General features: G+C 46.9%; 15 protein-coding genes. 10 read left to right on the top strand and 5 right to left on the bottom strand.

Annotated elements, in window-relative coordinates; all coding sequences use genetic code 11:
* Positions 1-61: 61 nt before the first annotated feature.
* The 6 genes from ACO0LN_RS21205 (at position 62) to ACO0LN_RS21180 (ending at position 5,583) form a co-directional block, all read left to right on the top strand.
* Positions 62-379 (top strand): DUF2917 domain-containing protein, encoded by a 318-nt coding sequence (locus ACO0LN_RS21205; protein WP_422977193.1) that lies wholly within the window; start codon positions 62-64, stop codon positions 377-379.
* 26 nt (positions 380-405) lie between these two features.
* Positions 406-960 carry a cysteine hydrolase family protein gene (locus ACO0LN_RS21200; RefSeq protein WP_422977191.1) on the top strand — a complete coding sequence of 185 codons (555 nt, stop codon included), beginning with the start codon at positions 406-408 and terminating at the stop codon, positions 958-960.
* Positions 961-1,036: 76 nt separating this feature from the next.
* Positions 1,037-1,936: a PhzF family phenazine biosynthesis protein gene (locus ACO0LN_RS21195; protein WP_422977189.1), complete on the top strand. Its 900-nt coding sequence runs from the start codon at positions 1,037-1,039 to the stop codon at positions 1,934-1,936.
* A 237-nt stretch (positions 1,937-2,173) separates the two neighbouring features.
* Positions 2,174-2,839, top strand: coding sequence for a lipoyl(octanoyl) transferase LipB (gene lipB / locus ACO0LN_RS21190; RefSeq protein WP_422977187.1), 666 nt, complete (start codon positions 2,174-2,176; stop codon positions 2,837-2,839).
* Between the two features lie 22 nt (positions 2,840-2,861).
* Positions 2,862-3,845 carry a lipoyl synthase gene (lipA, locus tag ACO0LN_RS21185; RefSeq protein ID WP_422977185.1) on the top strand — a complete coding sequence of 328 codons (984 nt, stop codon included), beginning with the start codon at positions 2,862-2,864 and terminating at the stop codon, positions 3,843-3,845.
* A gap of 325 nt (positions 3,846-4,170) precedes the next feature.
* On the top strand, positions 4,171-5,583 hold the full coding sequence (locus tag ACO0LN_RS21180) for a hypothetical protein (protein ID WP_422977183.1): 1,413 nt from the start codon (positions 4,171-4,173) through the stop codon (positions 5,581-5,583).
* A gap of 107 nt (positions 5,584-5,690) precedes the next feature.
* Here ACO0LN_RS21180 and ACO0LN_RS21175 read toward each other — a convergent pair whose 3' ends face one another.
* Both ACO0LN_RS21175 and ACO0LN_RS21170 read right to left on the bottom strand, forming a co-directional pair.
* Positions 5,691-6,383, bottom strand: coding sequence for a hypothetical protein (locus ACO0LN_RS21175; RefSeq protein ID WP_422977181.1), 693 nt, complete (start codon positions 6,381-6,383; stop codon positions 5,691-5,693).
* Between the two features lie 228 nt (positions 6,384-6,611).
* Complete coding sequence (locus ACO0LN_RS21170; protein WP_162057409.1) at positions 6,612-6,965, bottom strand: helix-turn-helix domain-containing protein; 354 nt, start codon at positions 6,963-6,965, stop codon at positions 6,612-6,614.
* 186 nt (positions 6,966-7,151) lie between these two features.
* On the opposite strand from ACO0LN_RS21170, the gene ACO0LN_RS21165 reads away from it, so the two are divergent.
* From ACO0LN_RS21165 to ACO0LN_RS21150, 4 genes are all read left to right on the top strand, one after another.
* Positions 7,152-7,766 carry a hypothetical protein gene (locus ACO0LN_RS21165; RefSeq protein ID WP_422977179.1) on the top strand — a complete coding sequence of 205 codons (615 nt, stop codon included), beginning with the start codon at positions 7,152-7,154 and terminating at the stop codon, positions 7,764-7,766.
* 382 nt (positions 7,767-8,148) lie between these two features.
* Positions 8,149-8,778: an HAD family hydrolase gene (locus tag ACO0LN_RS21160; protein WP_422977177.1), complete on the top strand. Its 630-nt coding sequence runs from the start codon at positions 8,149-8,151 to the stop codon at positions 8,776-8,778.
* A 144-nt stretch (positions 8,779-8,922) separates the two neighbouring features.
* On the top strand, positions 8,923-9,141 hold the full coding sequence (locus ACO0LN_RS21155) for a hypothetical protein (protein ID WP_422977175.1): 219 nt from the start codon (positions 8,923-8,925) through the stop codon (positions 9,139-9,141).
* A 198-nt stretch (positions 9,142-9,339) separates the two neighbouring features.
* Positions 9,340-9,657, top strand: a complete 318-nt coding sequence (locus tag ACO0LN_RS21150; protein ID WP_422977173.1) for a hypothetical protein — start codon at positions 9,340-9,342, stop codon at positions 9,655-9,657.
* 268 nt (positions 9,658-9,925) lie between these two features.
* Here ACO0LN_RS21150 and ACO0LN_RS21145 read toward each other — a convergent pair whose 3' ends face one another.
* Genes ACO0LN_RS21145 through ACO0LN_RS21135 form a run of 3 tightly spaced genes read right to left on the bottom strand, consistent with a single transcriptional unit; the run spans position 9,926 to position 14,061 of the window.
* Positions 9,926-10,594: a hypothetical protein gene (locus ACO0LN_RS21145; RefSeq protein WP_422977171.1), complete on the bottom strand. Its 669-nt coding sequence runs from the start codon at positions 10,592-10,594 to the stop codon at positions 9,926-9,928.
* A gap of 4 nt (positions 10,595-10,598) precedes the next feature.
* Positions 10,599-11,831, bottom strand: a complete 1,233-nt coding sequence (locus ACO0LN_RS21140; protein WP_422977169.1) for a hypothetical protein — start codon at positions 11,829-11,831, stop codon at positions 10,599-10,601.
* Positions 11,818-14,061: an ATP-binding protein gene (locus tag ACO0LN_RS21135; RefSeq protein ID WP_422977167.1), complete on the bottom strand. Its 2,244-nt coding sequence runs from the start codon at positions 14,059-14,061 to the stop codon at positions 11,818-11,820. The genes ACO0LN_RS21140 and ACO0LN_RS21135 overlap by 14 nt, the downstream gene beginning before the upstream one ends.
* Positions 14,062-14,113: the final 52 nt, after the last annotated feature.

The following is a 14,113-nucleotide window of genomic DNA, read 5'->3' as shown; positions in this document are numbered from 1 at the left end:
GTTCCCTCTCTGTTTAGTAAATGCATTGCCACTTTAGCAGTAAAATACCAGGAGTAAGGAAATGACAAATAATTTCGCAAACCCATCATACATGATCGCCGCCGGTGGCACATTGTCTGGCACAGCAGAACACGCCCGTAAAATTGAAGTGGCATGCGGCCGCGTTTGGTTGACAGTTGCTGGCCAGGTGGATGATTACTGGCTCAGCACTGGCGAATCCATGGTCATCCCAGCTAATCAATTCGTCGTCATCGAAGCAGAAAATCAGGCCAGTGTCATCGAGTTGTCGGCAGTATCAAGCGTCATTGATATCAAATCAGCCATGGCAGGCAGCTACCTGCAAAAACTGACACGTAAATTGGGCCAGGCATTTGCCTGAACACTAAAAGCAGCACCGGGGCGAATATGGCACAGACTGCATTGATCTTGATTGACGTACAGCAAGGCTTTGATCATCCAAAGTGGGGACAGCGCAATAATCCGGCGGCTGAGCAATATATGGCTGCCCTACTGCAACACTGGCGTGAGCAAGAGTTGCCTGTTATCCATGTACGGCATCAGTCACAAGAGCCAGATTCGCCTTTGCGTGCCGGGCAAGAGGGTTTTGAATTCAAAGCACTGGCACGCCCATTGCCAGGTGAAACCATCTTCACCAAGAAAGTGAACAGCGGCTTCATTGGCACTGAGCTCGAAGCCTGGTTGCAAGCCAAGGGTATCAAGCAACTTGTTATTGCAGGTCTGACTACAGACCACTGCGTATCAACTACCACCCGCATGGCAGGCAACCTCGGCTTTAGCGTAGAGCTGGTGGCAGATGCCTGCGCCACTTTTGACCGCCCTGGTGTCAATGGTGAGCTGATACCAGCAGAAGAAATCCACCGCATCCACCTCGCCAGCCTGCACAATGAATTTTGCGTAGTCAAAAATACTTCTGACGTGCTTGCTGCGCATACCAAATAAGTGCTCCAGAAATCTGGCTGGCATATCCATGGTCTAGCCACCTATAATGTCCATTCCAATAAATTCAGGAATGGACATGGGCAAGCCGATAGAAGTACATATCGTTCACGCATTTACCCAAGAAAATGAAGGTGGCAACCCGGCTGGAGTAGTATTAAATGCCGATAGCTACACGACAGAACAAAAGCTACAGATCGCCCGCGCCGTAGGCTTGTCAGAAACTGCCTTTGTCTCAAACTCGGACTGCGCCACCTACAAGCTGGAATTTTTCACCCCAAACCGCCAGATTGCCCATTGTGGCCATGCCACGGTTGCTACGTTTTCACTCTTGCGCGAACTGGGCAAAGTCAGCGAAGGCCTGTGCAGCAAGCAAACCATAGACGGCAACCGCGACATCCTCATCAAGGGTGAGCTGGCCTTCATGCAACAAAGCACGCCGCGCTACCAAACCATTTCTGCCGATGATAGTGATGGCTTCGCCAGCCTGTATGCCCGTATCTTGCAAAGCATGGGCCTGACCGAACATGACTTGCTGCGCGAGCGCCTGCCTACCATCGTCAATACCGGCAATGCCTTTCTTGCCATCCCCATCATAGGCCGCGAATGCCTGGCCAATATCCAGCCCGACCACGAAGAAATCGGCAATATCAGCGAAGAGCTGGACCTCGTCGGCTTTTACCCCTTTACGCTTGACGTACAAAACAGCAGCCACGCCGCCAGCACCCGCATGTTCGCCCCACGCTACGGCATAGGCGAAGAAGCGGCTACGGGCACAGCCGCCGGGCCGCTGGCATGCCTGCTCTACAGCCAATACAACATCCAAGGCCCGACCTTGCAGATAGAACAAGGCGTACTCATGGAACCAGCCTCCCCCAGCCTGATCAAGGTCGAGCTGGAGATACAAAAGGGGCAGATACCCAGTCTCATGGTGGGTGGCAGAGCCAGGGTCGAGAAGACCATGGCAGTCAGGATTTGATAAGCGAGGTCGTCATTTCTTGTAGGTTGGGCTACGGGTTATCAGCCCAACACTGGGCCTTTAATAAACGAATACGTCATTGATAGGCCGAGTGTTGGGCGGGTGAAGCGTAGCCCAACCTACGTTATGTCCCAACCTCAATCCCCCTCCCCCACCATAAACTTATCACTTATCTCTCTAACATAGCATTTACACAAGCAAAGACCTCGCCCCCACATAATGTTACACTAGAGGCCTATGCAAGCTGCCCTCGCCCCCAACGTAATACCCCGCATCATCCACCGCGGCATTGAGCCCTATCAGCTCACTTTCGACGCCATGCGCGCGTTTACTGATGCCCGTGATCAGCATACACAAAATGAATTCTGGATCGTCGAACACCCGCCCGTGTATACCCTGGGCCTGGGCGCCGACCAGTCACATGTGCTGGCTGCCCATGACATCCCGGTAGTACAGACCGACCGTGGCGGTGAAGTCACCTACCACGGCCCTGGCCAGGTTGTGATCTACCTGCTAATAGACTTGCGCCGCAGCCACCCCAAGGCAAGATTATTCGCCCGCGAATTCGTCAACAAGATAGAACAGGCAGTCATCAACACCCTGGCAGCGTATAATCTCGCTGGTGAACGCAAAGAAGGCGCGCCCGGCATCTATGTCAGCGACGGCCAATGGCAAGGCGCCAAAGTCGCCGCCCTGGGCTTGAAAGTGCGCGGCAACGGCTGCACCTATCATGGCGTATCACTGAATGTAGATATGGATTTGACACCATTTTCCTGGATTAATCCCTGCGGCTATGCTGGCCTTGCCACGGTGGACATGAAAACCCTGGGCGTGACCGTGCCGCTAAGCCAAGTCCAGAATGCACTCGCACAGAATTTGCAAGATCTTTTGACTGCCCCCTGATTTTTCGACATCGCTTCATACCATGACAACCGAAAACACACCCGTCGCCACCGCCGCTTACGATCCCACCGAGAAACAAAAAGGGGCAAACAAGACTGCACGCATCCCTATCAAGATCGTGCCGATGGAAAGATTGCCCAAGCCAGACTGGATACGCGTCAAGGCCGGTTCACCGACCACCCGCTTTTATGAAATCAAGGACATTCTGCGCGCCAACAAACTGGTGACAGTCTGCGAAGAAGCCTCCTGCCCCAACATAGGCGAATGCTTTGGCAAAGGCACGGCCACCTTCATGATCATGGGCGACAAATGCACCCGCCGCTGCCCCTTCTGCGACGTCGGCCATGGCCGCCCTGACCCGCTCGATGTCGATGAACCAGCCAACCTGGCAAAAACCATCGCTGCGCTGAAACTCAGCTACGTCGTTATCACTTCAGTAGATCGCGATGATTTGCGTGACGGCGGTGCCGCCCACTTTGCCGAATGCATTACCCGCGTGCGCGAACTGTCACCGATGACACGCATAGAAATCCTGACACCGGATTTCCGTGGCCGCATGGACCGCGCGCTGGAAATTCTCAACATGGCACCACCGGATGTCATGAACCACAACCTCGAAACCGCGCCACGTCTGTACAAGGAAGCGCGCCCAGGTTCTGATTATGAATACTCCCTGAACCTGCTGAAACGCTTCAAGGAACAACACCCGAATACCCCAACCAAATCCGGCATCATGGTTGGCCTCGGTGAAACCGATGAAGAAGTCCTGCAAGTCATGCGCGACATGCGCGCCCACAACGTCGATATGCTGACCATAGGCCAATACCTGGCACCTAGCGGTCACCACTTGCCAGTACGCCGCTATGTCCACCCGGATGTGTTCAAGATGTACGAAGAAGAAGCCTACAAAATGGGCTTCGCCCATGCCGCCGTTGGCGCAATGGTACGCTCCAGCTACCATGCAGATCAGCAGGCGCATGGGGTAGGGACGGATGTGAAAAGTTAGAAGATAATGAGAAAGTTTAACAGTTAGTGAGAAAAATCAGTAGTGTAACAGCCACTTTTTTCACAATAACATTATAAATATCAATAACTTACCTACAATTTCAGCCTTTCCCAAGGATGAAAAAATTTGGCGAATTGATTGGTTCGGCGAAGTAAGCTTCCCGAACCGCTTACTTCGCCGAAAACAGCCTTCTGTCCTGGTTCACCTTTCGAGAGTCCTAGATGATCGTTTTTCCGACGATCTGGCAATTCAGCTCTCCCCTCAATCAACTTCGCCTGCCAGGTTTCAAAAGAAAGTCTGGCTGTCTATTGGCACCTTACCGCTTTTGCGTATTGGTGATCTTTGGCTAAATGGTCAGTTGAAAGTGCAGCCTGACTACGAGCTGGAAGAATTTCAGGATATCGAAATTGGCAGGGATTCAGCGCATCTGATCAAAGCCGGGTTAAATCTCGATGACAAGGGTTTTCTACTACCGATGTCTGAGCACCCGTGGCACATGAATTGCACCCAGTCCTACTGCGTGATGCTCAATCTTCCAGGCAATCGTCGGCTGATCATTCCCTGCATGGAATTGATCCGATTTTATTTCGGCTCATCCAGTAATCTGATCACAGCGTTGTTCCTGCCACCGCTGAATCGAACATCCCTCTATACCAAAGCCTCACTGAACAAAATTAACGGACGCTTGTCATTACAACTTGCGGAACACATTTCTGGGGCATCCGCAGCTGATATAGGACGCTTACACCTGGACGCCACAGCTTGGCAAGCAGCACTAATGATAGGAACCTCCATGCTTGCCAGTTCTGGCATGCGACAATCGATCTATCCTCAAGGCTTATTTCCTTTTGAAGGGACAACGACATTAATCGCAGCTGGCAAATGGCTTTCATTTGCAGATGCAGCCCGTGCAACATTCATAGTCTACAGCTTACGCTCCTGTTCTCACGCATTTCCATTCAGATCACTGCGCTACGAGAAGCACAAGTCGAGTACCGACAAAGGTGAGATTGGCAAACCGGGTTCTGGCAGCGCCAAAGAGCGCACCCTCAAATCTGCGAAGGAAGTACAAAATCAAAGTCTCGAAGAACGCGACGGATCAAATAATCTGGCAAGCAAGGTAAAATCCATCCGCATGGAGCCACGCTTTCCAGACCTCACAAAGAAATCCATCTGGAAGAATAAAACGCTGGTCGGTGCTGACGGCACCGGCAATAAGTACGCTGGTGCAGCGCCTCCTGTTCAAGCGACTGCAGTCGGTCAACCAGGGTCAGAACAAAGAATCCGATCGGTGGATTTTTCTGTGCTCATCAATAGAGATCCATCACAACGCTGGCCAGTTCCCAATTTTTTAAAGCCAGTCATTGTGCAGCTTTCTGAATTGAATCAGTTGAACATTGAACTGTTGACGGAAAGCGAGGAAGACGGCTGGACAGTACCTATCCTCATGCTGTCTGATGAAGATGGTGTTATCGATCCAAAATTATTTATTGAAAATGGCATAAACATTTCACGCCCTCGCCGGGTCGCTGTCTTCGCCATAAAGAATCAAACTGAGCACATCAGCCTAGCAATTGTTGAGTCTGTTCCGTTACACACAAAGCTGTACGCAACGAATGGTCAAAATGTCGAAGAAATTCTTGATACATTGTCGTGCGTGGCAAATGATTATCTTGCTCGCCCTGAGTTAGAGGAAATCAACATTGCAGATCTCGTCAATTGGGTCTTCGATTCCTAATTACAAATCGCCATTTATGTAGACAATAAGCAAGACAAGCATATGTCTCAATTTTATCTTGAAAAACAAGTTCTTCAATCAATCGGTAAATCAAATTGGATTCCAGCTCAGATGTTTTCCCGATAATCAAGATGCATCCGAATCTGGGTTAAGTTATTTAATGGAGGGGGCCCTTGGATTGTTTTTACTTCCTGCAACATTTTACTTAAACATGGTCGTGGTTGCCTGCAAGGAATCAATCGATACTTCCCCTTAATTGTTACGAATATCCCCTTTTTTGCACGTTGAAGGAAATCGATCTCCAACGGTGCACCTGACTCATTCCAAAAAATCCATGTTCCACATTCAATGTCCGTACTTGAACAATAATTTGTGGCAGCATGCTCATTCTGAAAAACCCGTAAATTTTGCGATATTTGATTAAATGCGAAGACCACATTAGAAAACCGCTGTTCAGTATGCTCTCTCAATTGAAGCTGTAAGTCCTTCCTCATGTTCTCTGACATCATGTTGAGAGTTGAATACTCAAGGACACTTGCGATTTCTGCAGCGTCTTCGTAACCTAGCACCCCTCGAGCAGAATCTGAAATTTTCTCACGCTGAATTTCATGGAACACTTTAATTGCGCCAGCTGCAGCTTCAGCTGGGCTGCGAGCGGGATTTTTCTTGTGATATTCAAGTTGTGCCTTCAGTTGACTTGCTTCCTCAATTTTTCCCTCAGCCAAATATGAATCAATGATCTTTGGAAGTAGGCCATACCGATATTCGTGCCATTGAAAGATTCGAAATAATATAGACATCACGCATCGCCTTTATTAAGCATTAGAATGCCAAGCAATAATTCTGTTTAGTCGCTTTAATTTTCACAAATTAGCCAGATAGTCAAAAAATTAATCTTGACCTGCCCTTCAGGTATTTCTGCTTCCAATTTTGCCAGTCCGTGATTTCAACTATCGCTACACTTTTCAACATTCCTTTATGTGGCGTGACCTGGTCTTATTCATTGTCGGTATCAAAGAGCAATAGATTTAAGTGCCACTGGAAAGTTTTTTGCACATATCTACAGTCCAATTGCGAACCCATTCTCTGTCTTCCTCATTGAGGCTGTTTAGTGAGGATGCAATGTCAATTGCCTGATCCAGTGGACGTGAAGACCCTGCTCGCACCAAAGTATCCAGTGGCACCTTGAAAAGCTCAGCCAAGTCAATTAGGCGGAGCAACGGCGGTATTGTTGCCCCGCGCTCAAATCTGGAAATCGTTTCTTGTTCCACACCAATAAGTTCCGCCACCTGCTCCTGCGTTAAACCTTTGTTCAACCGCTGTTTGGCCAAAGCAGTGCCGATTCGCTTGGCGAATTGATTTTCTTGTCTCGCGGTAACCATTTCCACATTCCATGTCTTATAACCACATGAATAGTGGTATTTCTTGGTTTTTCTGGTAACATCATAGAATGTGGTTAATCCACATAATTTAACTATCCAATGACTAAATATGACGACTATGCTGAGAAAAGCATGTTGCTTGCTGCTTAAGTGCTCATGGCGGATCTGAACTAAACAGGAACTGTAATGGCTGGCACCTTCAAAACGGCAGTCACGGCTGCGCTTGGGACACTTGCAATTCCTGTCATTGGGTTTTCTGGACTCGGCTCTATCGGCGCTTTACTCGTGCTGCTTTTCGCACATGATTACAGAACAAGCGGCGTTTTCATCTTCTTTGTGATCGCATCCATTACTTGCTTCCTTTCGATACGACTGCTGCAAGGGATCTACAAAAAATCCAGGAATCTGGTGGAAAGCATCAACAGGCAGGCAAACCTGAATTTCAACGTGGAGAATTTATTAGGGCACCCGAGCCCCATATTCCTGGTCTTCGATAAGCGAAACAAAAAACTGGCCGTTTGCAACAGCAGTACCGGTACTTTCCAGGTCCATGACCTTTCTTATTTGCTCGCCTGGCATTACGAATGGAAAAATAGGGAAACCATGGAATTCACTGGTCAATTCCATCGGGTGGGAAATACCGCAATGACCGCGCCGTCGTTTGAACGCGGTCACAAGCGTGTGTTTTTCGAATTGGTTATCGAACTTGCTGACGAAATCAATCCACTTATGAAGTTCTATATGAGCGAACGAGAAGCAAAGCAGTGGTGCGCAAAACTAAATGCCATCGTCAACGGCTAACGCTCCTGGTGTGTAGCCACGGCACTCTATAGCAGATTAATTTCCATATCTACCCAGCAGTTTTAAGACTGGGATACAACTTACAAAAATTATGCATTCTGTTCAAGAACTACAGCTTGGCGCAATTATGGTGCGCACACAATGTTTAGACACTGTCACTCAGTTCGCTTCAGATAATCCAGGCATCCCAGCCCAGGCCGTTGCCATTGGCCTGGGTGAGTTACTCATTCAATTCTCCGTCTCACAACTAGGACAGGAGCATACGCATCATCTGCTGTCGTCACTGCAAGAAGCCGTACTTCTGTTCGGTGATAAAATCATGGAACCGCATTGAGCAGTCCTGCACTGGTGATCTGATCTGCACGAACAATCCATCTCTACAATGAACAACATCAACAAGACAAAAGGAATTATTGCTTTGGATGCAGATGGTGTGCTTCTTGACTATCATGCTTCCTATGCGATGGCATGGCAGAAGGCGTTCGGAGTCTTGCCAGCAGCCAAAGACCCGCTTGCCTACTGGCCCATAGATCGATGGAGTGTTCAAAGAGTGACTGGGAACGAAATGGAGCGGTTCCGCCAGTGCTTTGATGAAGAATTCTGGTCCTCCATCCCAGCGCTGCCAGGTGCGCTGGAAGCCTGCATCCTGCTCAAGGATGCAGGCTATCGCCTAGTGTGTGTAAGCGCATTGAAACAGGCGTACCGTCTCTCTAGGTTAAAGAACATCCTTGACCATGGATTTCCTATCGACGACGTGATCGCGACTGAACACAGTGATGCAGGCACCAGCCCAAAAGCTAAGGCGCTCAGCGACTTAAAACCTGTTGCCTTTGTTGATGACTATCTGCCCTACTTCCGTGGCGTGCCAACCAGTATACACATGGCACTCATCACCAGGGAACCCAATGGAACTCCAAATATCGGAGACGAACTGGACAATGTATCTTCATCACATTCTGATTTGCTGGAATTCGCAAAATGGTGGGTACATTGTCCACCAGACATAAAGTAAATTGTTTGTATTGAACTTGAAGACAAAATGCAAATGGCCCACATCAGTGAGCCATTCTTACTCCAACGTCTTCAGGGGGAAGCTTACGCCCGCGAGTCCCAAAGCACACGGCGGAATTGTATATCATTTAGGGAAAGTTGTTGCATGTGCACTGCTATCGATACCTTTATCATCGGCGATTTTCCTCAGCTCCGACTGATAGCATGGAATCGTGATCCCCTTGATGCAATCACCGGTGAGGATGCGTTCGATCTCTACGAGCGAAATTGGCGTTTTATAGATGAAAAAGCTCTGCTTCCACATGAGCGTGATTTGATTGATCAACTGACGCGCGAGTATGGCCACGGCATATTGCACGTTTGACTGCCCTAGTCATAAACTGATCGCTTAGTCTGTCATCTCTCGCGGCGCAGATTTTCTCTACCAACAACACCTGCAATTAGATATTGCGACACTCTTCGGACCAATTTTTTACCTTTTCAGATTCTGACAAGAGCGTTATATCACTCACCATGATGTTGGGCTAAAATTCATCCTATTTCCAGATAGATAGGATCTCGTGTGATAGCTACAAACTTTGTTGATTTCTTCACGGAAAGTGAAAATCGTTTCCGTGAGTTGGTTGAGGAATTGAACTCGAAAGGATATACAACGGACGAAAGCTTTGGCGTGTCTCGTTGCATATTTGAGCGCGTTTCACAACGTCATTTTGATCTAATTCACAAGATTCACTTCAATGGGAAATTGAGCAGCATTGCGGTTAATTCGACAGCATTTTGCCGTACTCTTGGCGAGTATGTCTATGTTATTTATGATGAAGGTTTGTTCTCGGACCGTGCTCAAATCGAGTCTAGGCTGAGACGAGATGAAGTTTTTTGATATTGAGTCCAATCACGAACAGCATTCTTTACGCATCAATTTTACACGCATCTGGACTGGAACCTCCACGTCCAGCGCCAATTTGTACTTCATCTTGCCGCGTTCAACGCTTTCGTCCGAACGTGGTAAAACAGCCCGGATATTAAATTTTGAAAAGGGCTAGCTACAGTCCTCTGCATTCTTCTCGTGTCATTCTGATTCCCTCAGCTTAAAAAAACTGAAGTATCTCCAGGCTACGCATCAATTCATAGATGGGACGGTTGAACGCTTACGCCAAATTGAGTTTTTTATGTAGACCGGCTGCACGTTCCGCGACTACTTTATTAATTTTTGTCGTGGCGAGCTGTTCTATATACTTTGCACCACATGCTACGTGCAATGTATGAAGCAATAAGTCCAGGGTGTCATTTGCCTCTATCGGAATCGTCGGAAAGGTATCAGGGTGTATTTGGAAAGCCCCTGGGAGGTTATAGCCTGCTTTAAATTTTTTCAATGGTTGTACATGATAATAATTATGAACACTCTTTTTCCCTTCTGGCGCATCAAATCGATGGCCGAAAGATGTTAATTTGTATGTTTGCATGTTCGTCGGCTGATTGCCAAAAAATGCCACATAAAAACAAACTTGCACTACGTTGTCGAAATTCTTTCGATGCTCTATACCAATAGTAGGCGCCCATTTTTCACTATTGGCAGGTCCAAAAGGCTGTACAACAAAAAAATGTTGCGGAGCACTTTCTTCATTTCCTGCTATTTTTTTTATGAACCCCTGAGGTAGGCCTTTAATTTGAGTTGTACTCATCAGCGCAAATTGTTCATTGCGTAATTTGCCTACTAATTCTTTACGCCAGTCACCTGTTGAATTTAGCCAACGATATCCTTTTTCTGCTGCGTCTCCGAGCAGAGCAGTAATTGCTTTTTGAATTGTCTCATCCATTTTTTTATGAAAGCAGCAATGATTGTGGTTCAAAAACGACTGCACGTACATCTGCAGGCCCTTCATTTACTTGTTGCTTTTCTGGTTCAGTAACCCATCGTCTATTATCTATGCTCAATACTTGGCTCGGATAATCTCGAGAATCATCGGGCGATCCAAAATTAGAAACATCTTCCCGAAAAACCAATTGCGGGACAGCAGAATAATCGAAATCCTGCGGAAGTAACTCTTGCCCACATACGTCAATTTTTTCTCCCCAAAATACCGGTTTTGAAAACAGGCAAAGAGGACGGAATTGAAATTCGCAAATTCTGTCGATTAAGTTACTTGGTTGGTCTAAGGTTTCAAGGGCGTGCCAGGAGGCTTCATTGTCATATTCTTTAATGATCCAGGGATACTTAAGTGCTAAATGAGGGACGTCGCATAAAATATCTTGATTCGGTAAAACCCATTTCTCCAGCCAGCGTCGGGTAATTGATGCTGCGATTGACGCGATTAAATGGTCGTTTTCTTTGAAAATAGGAACGTCGGCGAAAAGGACATGTATAGAATCTTCTTCCCTTGCAGCCACTACAAGCTGCCGGAATGTTGTTGCTTGATTAGCGCATAACTTGCCCCACACTTCTGGTCGAAGCGCACAACCACTCTCAAAGTCATCAGAGAATCCCAAGCATTTTAATATGGGTATATCCAGATTCTTGGCTACAAACGTCACGCTTTGTTCAACACGCTGTGGCTCTTGAATCAAATTCGGCCAATGCCATGGTCGGTACCCATTAAAGGCAGAGGATTGCCAAAGTCCTGGATTTGTAAGCTGTACTCCCCCAATATCCAGGTCTGCACGTGAATCCGCAGCCTTCACCATCGTCAAATCGAATCTGTTTGCACCTCTTTGATTAATCACGATTACTTCTTTTGCCTTAGACACTAACCGCACTGCGTAGGCTATTTCACTGCCAGTTGTCCACTCGCCATTATCGTCGAGGTTTTGGAGATCATAATCAATGATTAATAAATCAGCGCCATCAAGAGTTGGACACTCTATATCCCAAAACGCATCTCCTTGAGCCCTTCCCATTCTGCGACGCTGAAATAGTATGGAGATGATATCCAATACACCTTTTTTGTCAGGTGCATTTGCCGCACATCCCGTAATTTCATTAATTTTTTTTGCCCATGCTTGTGCTCTATCTGTATCGTCGTCCAGCAGAAGAACATTTAGTTTACTTCCGGTCATCAGGTAAACTCCAAGTTAATTCGAACGTTGTATTCATATTTTTTCTAGGACGTACAAAACCTACAGTACAGCCTACTGATTCAGAAACTGTCTTAACAATTGTGAGCCCAAGCCCTACACCTCCCAGACCCAATCCTTCACGTTCTGGCGGAAGTTCAAGGCGACGCACAAAGGGATTAAACAAATCTTTAGAACCCACTAAATCAACACCTACCCCAGTGTCTGAAATGAAAAGAGATGCCTTTCGATTGGAAATATCTATTTCAGATTCACACACGATTCTCTTCTCAGGCGATGCAATCATTGCATTTATTGCGTTAACAAAAACGTTTTGTAATATCGCGTTCCAAGCTGCAAGCGTGGCTGACGGTAATCTTAATCCTGCATCGATTTTTTCATAACTTACCTTCACCTCCCGTAGCAGCACTGAAGAATTACTCGCGATTTGTTTGACCACTTTTTTGGCAAACATGCTTGATCGCATTTCCCTATCTGTTTCGTTCATTAATGGCGAAAACAGACTTTGAGTATTTGACGCTCGATTTATCCAATCTTGGATACTTTTGATTGTAGGTTGCAGATCCTTCGCGTCAATTTTTCCTGTTCGCATTACCAACTCGTCTAATTTTTCACGCAATGCAACCAGTTCCTTTCCAAGTTCATGCTCAAGAGCTAGCGCACTCATTCCAGCTGTCGCCAGCGCTCCGAGAAGGATTTTTTCATTCGCAAGTGACTCTTCACGTTTTCTTTCAAAGTCCTCTGCCTTGACGAGACTCTTCAGGACAGTCTGAACTCTGGCCTGTGCTGCCTTCGGGACCGTTTCGTATAGAACCTGCAGTTGACTCTTAACACCGCCAAAAATTTCTGCTACCGGGGGGACGTAATCAGGAACCTTTATTCTTTTTTGCCGTTTGAGATAAGAAAGATTTGCATAGTAATGGAATGCCCAACGGACCATGTAAACTAGACTATCATAAGAGCGATTGGTAATTAACCTATCACGGGTTAACTGAATATTGAGGTATTGGCCGTTTTCTATCGATCGTTTATCAGCGACATTTCGCTCTCGGGAAGTCGACACGTTCACAATGCCAAAGACCCGCCCTAAAGTCGGTAAATCCTGTAATCCACCTTGAACCAGAAGATTCTCCGGCAGCATTTTAGATGTCATTAGTCGGTGTGAATGCTCTATTTCAAGCCGCAACCAATCTTGCTCTGCCCCACCATAAAAAGGCAATCTGAAATCGTCATCATAGATATGGACACCGCCAAAACGATTAAAGTACTCTCTGGCTGTTTGAACTTCGATCCCATGTGCTTGCTTACCGCTCAGTTTATATATGCGAATACGGAAGGAAGCTTCATTTAATTTGCAATCGGGAATGATAAATTCCTGAGTCTGACTCTCGCGGTCGTTGAATCGGACGGTTACGGTCGCCATACCAGTCTTTAAACCATCAGTCAATTGACCATGGATTTCTGCAATCCAATTTCTGAATGCAGCCGTCATTAGCTCTTGAAAGGTCGCCTTTTCCTTTTCATCCACACCCTCAAGCAAAACATCGAACCTGTCACGCTTTCGAAGATCTTTTAAAACACGCAGAGGAGGTTTAAGGAACCAGAGTTCACGAGCCAATTCTCGAAGATCTTCTTCCTCCCAAGTTTGATGCAATCCAGTAATTCGAACCCTTGTACCTTGTTTAAGTATCCCAACAGGTAACTTGTCTTTTGGAACGTCCAGATCAAAATTAAATTTGCTAACGAATGCTCCGGCTTTAATCAGATCTCCCGATTGGCGTGCCTTGGCCCAGTCAACAGTCGCATGTACGCCAACTGCCTGTTTAATAGTCTTACTCCACAAGGCAACTGATGTTCCCAGGAACTGGGCTGATAGTCGTCCAATGCCTTTAGAACCAGTAACGGCACGTTTTAACTTGGGAGATACTTGAGCCTTCTGCTTGTGTGTTGTACCGATTCGCATCCAGTAACGTTTGAAATCGTCTTCGGTCATGCCATGACCGTCATCTATAACATCAATAGTGCCTTTGCCGAAGCGTATGATTACTTTGTTTGCATCCGCGTCGTATGCATTTTTCACAAGTTCAGCTAATGCGACATGTGGTTTGCCAACAAGTCTCTCACCCAATTCCCTCAGGAGTGCGGCATCAACACTGAATTCAACAAAATTTGACTCGGGCCGAGAATTAGGTGGAGATGCGGCGCGTTGCATAGAGTTCCTATGGTTAATAATCCTACAAATCCAATATCAGTTATTGATTTGA

The organism is Undibacterium sp. TC9W (assembly GCF_049339865.1).
Taxonomy (GTDB): domain Bacteria; phylum Pseudomonadota; class Gammaproteobacteria; order Burkholderiales; family Burkholderiaceae_D; genus Undibacterium.
This window is presented reverse-complemented; position numbering and strand designations above follow the sequence as displayed.

What these genes read in the sequence shown, in the direction of transcription:
- lipA (WP_422977185.1), top strand. Translation starts at nt 2,862, where the DNA reads ATGACAACCGAAAACACACCCGTCGCCACCGCCGCTTACGATCCCACC.
- ACO0LN_RS21140 (WP_422977169.1), bottom strand. Translation starts at nt 11,831, where the DNA reads ATGACCGGAAGTAAACTAAATGTTCTTCTGCTGGACGACGATACAGAT.
- ACO0LN_RS21195 (WP_422977189.1), top strand. Translation starts at nt 1,037, where the DNA reads ATGGGCAAGCCGATAGAAGTACATATCGTTCACGCATTTACCCAAGAA.
- ACO0LN_RS21165 (WP_422977179.1), top strand. Translation starts at nt 7,152, where the DNA reads ATGGCTGGCACCTTCAAAACGGCAGTCACGGCTGCGCTTGGGACACTT.
- lipB (WP_422977187.1), top strand. Translation starts at nt 2,174, where the DNA reads ATGCAAGCTGCCCTCGCCCCCAACGTAATACCCCGCATCATCCACCGC.
- ACO0LN_RS21160 (WP_422977177.1), top strand. Translation starts at nt 8,149, where the DNA reads ATGAACAACATCAACAAGACAAAAGGAATTATTGCTTTGGATGCAGAT.
- ACO0LN_RS21200 (WP_422977191.1), top strand. Translation starts at nt 406, where the DNA reads ATGGCACAGACTGCATTGATCTTGATTGACGTACAGCAAGGCTTTGAT.
- ACO0LN_RS21155 (WP_422977175.1), top strand. Translation starts at nt 8,923, where the DNA reads ATGTGCACTGCTATCGATACCTTTATCATCGGCGATTTTCCTCAGCTC.
- ACO0LN_RS21175 (WP_422977181.1), bottom strand. Translation starts at nt 6,383, where the DNA reads ATGTCTATATTATTTCGAATCTTTCAATGGCACGAATATCGGTATGGC.
- ACO0LN_RS21205 (WP_422977193.1), top strand. Translation starts at nt 62, where the DNA reads ATGACAAATAATTTCGCAAACCCATCATACATGATCGCCGCCGGTGGC.
- ACO0LN_RS21170 (WP_162057409.1), bottom strand. Translation starts at nt 6,965, where the DNA reads ATGGTTACCGCGAGACAAGAAAATCAATTCGCCAAGCGAATCGGCACT.
- ACO0LN_RS21135 (WP_422977167.1), bottom strand. Translation starts at nt 14,061, where the DNA reads ATGCAACGCGCCGCATCTCCACCTAATTCTCGGCCCGAGTCAAATTTT.
- ACO0LN_RS21145 (WP_422977171.1), bottom strand. Translation starts at nt 10,594, where the DNA reads ATGGATGAGACAATTCAAAAAGCAATTACTGCTCTGCTCGGAGACGCA.